This window comes from Muriicola sp. SD30, from assembly GCF_041205185.1.
Taxonomy (GTDB): domain Bacteria; phylum Bacteroidota; class Bacteroidia; order Flavobacteriales; family Flavobacteriaceae; genus Muriicola.
In genome coordinates, this window is record NZ_JBGEWB010000006.1 from 1 (window position 1) to 4942 (window position 4942).

A 4942-nucleotide genomic window follows, 5' to 3' on the forward strand; every position below is an offset into this window, starting at 1 on the left:
TTTCTTCTGCTAACCGCAGAAGATCCTCCGCTAGCTTCGCCCCCAATAACGCACCGCAATCATAGCCAAGACCGTTGTGCGCAAGCTGAAAATAGAACTAACATTAACCAATAGAATTATGAAAAAACTAATTGCTCTTCTGATTTTAATCCAGTCTAGTGGATTTGTAATCGGACAAGAGAAAAGTGAAATTTCTGTGAATTTCAATCACTTTGCTTTATCAGTAAAAGATTCTGATCAATCTGCGGAATTTTATAAAAACGTACTGAATCTGAACGAAATCACAAATAGAACAATCATTGAAGGAATTAGATGGTTGTCGCTCGGCGAAGGAAAAGAATTGCATCTGATTTCAATTCTTAAAGATGAGATAAAAACGAATAAAGCAGTACACTTGGCATTGACTACATCTGATTTTGACTTGTTAATTGACAAGTTAAAGTCAATGAATATTGAATATTCTGACTGGCCTGGAACTATAAATAAGATAAATGTTAGAGCTGACGGAATTAAGCAGGTGTTTTTTCAAGACCCAAATGGTTATTGGATTGAGGTAAATAGTGTCGCCGAACAAAAGAATTAAAAGCCAGCGCACAACAACGGCTATAGTTCATTACGGCTGAAATTCCTAATCGGAATTTCAAGCCTTTTTGCTAAATTTATGGTTACGGCGGAATGATACTCGCGTACCATTCCGTAACGAAACCATAGCCCAGACCGTTATGTGTCATTAATTAGATGAGCTACTTATCATTGGTACTTGGAATCATTGCTATCGTTGTTGGCATTATTATTCTTCCGATTTCCTTAAAAAGACTCAATAGGTTTGAGGTGAATCATTTAACACTAAAAGGTTTAATAAGTTCAATTATACTTATTATTCTGGGCTTTTATTTTGTTGCAAAAGAACTAGCAAAAATCATCTAGTAATTGATTTGCCAATATTTCAAAGCAAATAAATAACGCCACATAACAACGGCTATAATCCAGCGCTACTTTAGAACTTCCCTGAAATTTCCTACATTTAATTAAAACAAGGAACTGGCTTGAATGCTTGAACGTCCAGGGCTCGCTTTTGCCAGCGTTAATTTTTTCTGCAAAGCAGAAAACCCACCGCTGAGCTTCGCCCCTAACACCGCGACGAGATCATAGCCAAGACCGTTGTGTTTAATTTTGAAAAAATCGAAAACTTGAAAAAAACCAATGCTTTAATTCTTTTCTTGATATCCTTTAACCTTTTAGGTCAACAGAATATTCATAATCAAAATCCTAACACTCTTGTAGAATTTTCAACTGTTAAAAATCATTTTGAAGAGCTTGAAAATTTAAATAATAAAAAATCAGATGTAATTGTAAATTCTGCAACACCTGGTTATTTACTTTTAGTCAAAAACACTGGAGAATTCAGAAATATTCCGCCAGAAAAAATCAAAAAGCTTCAAGGAATATTTAAATCATTTGACTTCAAATTTAAGGTTGAAGACTTATTTGAAAATGAAGCTTTAATCAAAACCGAAGATGGAGAATATTGGTTTCCTATTCAAAAGAGTCTAGAAGCTTTTTGGAAAGAAGAACTTACAACAAGTGATTGTGCTTTAATATACATTAGGGCTTATGGCTCAACTAATGATAAAGAATCTAATAAATGGTTATTTACAATTAATTCTTTCAATGCAAACTTTTATGATGGACTTTGGGAAGAGGCCTTAAATAGCTTCAATAGTAATGAACCATCCAATGGACTAAATTGTTTATACAAGTTAATTGAATTAGAACCAGAAGATGGAAGAAACTATTCTATGTTAGGATATTACTACTACGATCAAGGATTTCCTTCAAAAATAGAGTTATTAAAAAAAGCCGATTCATTGTATTCGAAAGCAATTGAATTATCCCCACAATATAGTTATGTGTATTATCAAAAAGCACTTGCGAAACTACAGCTATCAGAATATGTAGAAGCTTGGTATAATATAGATCTCGCTAGAAAACTTGGAGAGGAGAATATTGAAAATAAAAAATTAATAGAGTTGGAGAATAAACTTTCTTATAAAGAGTATTTGAAAACAAAAAACTAAACACAACAACGGCTATAATCCAGCAACGCCTTAGTACTTCATTAAAAATTCCTACATTTAATAAAAACATTAATGGCTTAAATCTCAACAGCACCAAAAGATGCCGGGATCATAGCCAAGACCGTTAGCCTTAATTTAATCAGAACCTCAAGAAGAGCGATATTGGACAAAACCCTAACTAAACATTTTGCAGTTGGAATTTTGCTTTTTGCCGGACTTTCAAGCTGTAATGATGGAATCACCAAAATAACAGACCACTATTATCTTTATGAAACCGTGGACTTTGATTACGATGGGAATAGAATAGACGGGAGAAACGTTTTAATGTGCAAATTAGCAAGTAAAAAAGACCCATTCATAGAAAACGTTCTTATTGTAGAGTGGAATAGCAACGTAATCATTGCAAAAACATCGGACGGATTTTATGTGATTGAAGGAAACTCATTTGGACTAAAATGTAGTTCAGGAAATAAAACTATAGGACCTCTCACCGCTAACGAGATCATAAAATTGAAAGCTAAAATCAATTTTGACCAAACCAAAATAGGAGAAATAAAAACGTAAGGCTAACAACGGCTATAATTCATTTTGGCTAAACCCAACTTCATATATTTATCTTATTTTTAAAACAAAGAACCAGGTTAAAGGCTAAACCTGGCAGCTCGCCTTGCCCTCGTTAATTTTTCCTGCAAGGCAGGAAACCCAACGCTGGGCTCGCTGCTAAGTCAAAACGAAATCATAGCCAAGACCGTTAGCATACATATGAAAATAATTCAGTGCTTTCTTATTGTAGCCTCTCTAATCGTATGTAGCTGCAATCTACACAATAAAACATCTGAAATCGCTAAATTGACCGAACGAGAAATTCAAGATTCTATCAATAGCATAATAACGTTAATATCAGATGACTGGAGATTTATTAATAAATCTAATACCAATACTGATTTAATATTACTTCCCGAATTGGAAAAGGTCAATATTCAGCATTGGGAAAAAATAAATACATATGGACCTGTAAATGAGATTACTATTTCAGGAATGAAATTCGAATACATCGACAGTATTAGTTCTATGCAAGGTTGGACATACGATGACAAAGCAATTATTGAATATCGAGATAGTCAATTTGGACTTTATATAACACATGATTCAATTTCTGGATTTGTTGGTATAAATAAATTAAATGATTCATTACTGCATCTAAATAATGGGCAGTGGTATCAAAAAATAAATTAATACGTATGCTAACAACGGCTATAATCCAGCGCTGCTTTCTCAATAATTTGAAATTTCCTACATTTAATTAAAACAAGGAACTGGCATGAATAGGGTAGAGGCCCGGGCTCGCTTTGCCAGCGCGAATTTCTAACGACAAAGCCGTTAGATCCTCCGCTAGCTTCGCCCCCAACACCGCGGCGAGATCATAGCCAAGACCGTTGTGCAACATTTGAGAATGAATAAGAAATCTTTATTAATAATTCCATTTTGTATGCTTTTTAGCTTTTGTAGTACGAAAACGAAGGAAGAAAAATTTTGGGATTGGTTCTCGAAAAATAATTTGACCTATTACAACGAGGTAGAAGGGATTGATACAACCAAACCATTATTTCAAGAGCTAAATCGGGAATTAGCGAAAGTGAATGAAGAACTGACCTGGGAGTTTAGTCCTGTAAAGGACGATGGAACTCGAGAATTGACCATCTCAGCTGACGGCATGAAAGATTTTTTTCCTGCAGTCGAGAAATTGGTTCAATCAGCACCCAAAATTTCGAACTGGAAAATAAACGCATTTCGACAAAGGATTCCAGGAGATGATTTGAAAATTGATTACGGAGATTTCTCTGTTTCATATTCTGACATTTTCTATAAATACGCCAACGAAGGAGAGAAAATTGGAATTGAATTATACATCAGAGATTTTGACGGAAATGGACATAAACAAAACGCAATCTATATTTTGTTAGATGGACTAATTGGCGAGTTTGATACGGAAACAGTTATTGACTGGATTGATTGGAAAAAATTGGACGAATCCAAAACCGATAGCCTTTTTAAATTTTATGAATTAAGGGATTTGGTTGATCGGAAAAAAGCAGGGAAAAAATAAAAACGTTGCACAACAACGGCTATAACTCATGGCTTAACGCTTGACCGTTTTTTCCTATTTTTAAAGAAACAAAAAAACGTCTGACGCTTGCCACGAAGTCATAGCCAAGACCGTTGTAACACATTTGAATAGATTATGGAAAACAAAGAAGCCAATCCGAAAGGAATCTTAAATATATTATCACTTATTCATTTTGCAATTACCTTTGGGTTGTTTGCTGTAGGGTTGTTTTTCTATTGGCTGCAGGATGATTGGGTAATGGAATTCTCAGATATGGGCTACAAATTTCCATATGCTGTTCCAATTAGTGCAGTTCTGGGAGTATTCGCAGGCAAGTCCTTGTTTAGACATCAATTATCTTCTTTAAATCGGGTTAATACGCTCGGGGCTAAGTTGAGTGGGTATATGACTGCGTCTATTGTTAAATATGCTTGTTTAGAGGCCCCAGGATTTTTTGGTCTATTTGCTGCACAAGAAACTGGAAACTTGGCTTACCTTATAATTACTGTCCTAATGGTTCTAATAATGATAATTGAAAGGCCAACCAAGAATAAAACAGAACTAGATCTCAATCTCGATAGAGAACTTAAATTAGAGTTTGAAAAATCTATTAAAGCGAATTAATAAAACGTGTTACAACAACGGCTATAACTCATGGCTTATCGCTTGGTCGTTTTTTCCTATTTTTAAAGAAACAAAAAAACGTCTGACGCTTGCCACGAAGTCATAGCCAAGACCGTTGTAACACATTTGAATA

6 protein-coding genes are annotated in these 4942 nt (G+C 34.6%); all 6 read left to right on the plus strand.

From position 1 onward, the window contains the following. Positions 1-118 precede the first annotated feature (118 nt). The 6 genes from AB8P51_RS14950 (at position 119) to AB8P51_RS14975 (ending at position 4809) form a co-directional block, all read left to right on the plus strand. Entirely contained in the window at positions 119-583 is a 465-nt protein-coding gene (locus AB8P51_RS14950) for a VOC family protein (RefSeq protein WP_369749682.1), read from the plus strand. A gap of 607 nt (positions 584-1190) precedes the next feature. Beyond that, positions 1191-2078, plus strand: coding sequence for a hypothetical protein (locus tag AB8P51_RS14955; protein WP_369749683.1), 888 nt, complete (start codon positions 1191-1193; stop codon positions 2076-2078). Between the two features lie 162 nt (positions 2079-2240). Further along, the gene (locus AB8P51_RS14960) at positions 2241-2642 is read left to right on the plus strand and encodes a hypothetical protein (RefSeq protein WP_369749684.1); all 402 of its coding nucleotides are present in this window, start codon (positions 2241-2243) and stop codon (positions 2640-2642) included. A gap of 285 nt (positions 2643-2927) precedes the next feature. Next, entirely contained in the window at positions 2928-3314 is a 387-nt protein-coding gene (locus tag AB8P51_RS14965; RefSeq protein ID WP_369749685.1) for a hypothetical protein, read from the plus strand. A gap of 217 nt (positions 3315-3531) precedes the next feature. Next, positions 3532-4185: a hypothetical protein gene (locus AB8P51_RS14970; protein ID WP_369749686.1), complete on the plus strand. Its 654-nt coding sequence runs from the start codon at positions 3532-3534 to the stop codon at positions 4183-4185. Positions 4186-4320: 135 nt separating this feature from the next. Further along, on the plus strand, positions 4321-4809 hold the full coding sequence (locus AB8P51_RS14975) for a hypothetical protein (protein ID WP_369749687.1): 489 nt from the start codon (positions 4321-4323) through the stop codon (positions 4807-4809). Positions 4810-4942 lie beyond the last annotated feature (133 nt).